General features: G+C 62.3%; 1 protein-coding gene. It reads left to right on the forward strand.

Annotated elements, in window-relative coordinates:
• Positions 1 to 224: 224 nt before the first annotated feature.
• Entirely contained in the window at positions 225 to 485 is a 261-nt protein-coding gene (locus tag AACY52_RS29920) for a DUF2171 domain-containing protein (RefSeq protein WP_010407407.1), read from the forward strand.
• Positions 486 to 531 lie beyond the last annotated feature (46 nt).

The following is a 531-nucleotide window of genomic DNA, read 5'->3' on the forward strand; positions in this document are numbered from 1 at the left end:
GACCGGGAAGATGAAGCCATGCCACACGCCGAGCAGGAAGCCCGGCGTATCGGGCGTGTGCTGCACGGCACTCGCCACCTGATGCGCGCAGGCGGCGAGCAGCAGCGGGGCGGCGAGGATGGAAAAAGTGCGTGCGCGTGATGATCGGATCATACAAGCCTCCGTGCATCCAAAGCGCTAGGCATGCGTTTGGAACACGCAACCGTAACGAAGGAGCTACCCAAATGGTCGACGCATCGCAGATCAAGGAACATGCCGAAGTCATCGGCGCCGACGGCGTCCATGTCGGCACGGTCGACCACGTCCAGGGCGGCCGCATCAAGCTGACCAAGAAGGATTCGGGCGCGCTGATCAACGAAGGGCATAGCGCCCATGAAGGGCACCACCACTTCATCTCGCTCGGCCTGGTCGCCGATGTCGAGAATGGTGTCGTACGCCTGAGCGCGAACGCCGACGTCGCCGTGACGTTCGAAGAAGAGAAGTAAGCTCATTTCTCCCTCTCCCTTTGGGAGAGGGAGGGAGGCCCGAAGG

It is taken from the genome of Pseudomonas sp. EA_65y_Pfl1_P113 (assembly GCF_963970525.1).
Classification (GTDB): Bacteria; Pseudomonadota; Gammaproteobacteria; order Pseudomonadales; family Pseudomonadaceae; genus Aquipseudomonas; species Aquipseudomonas tritici.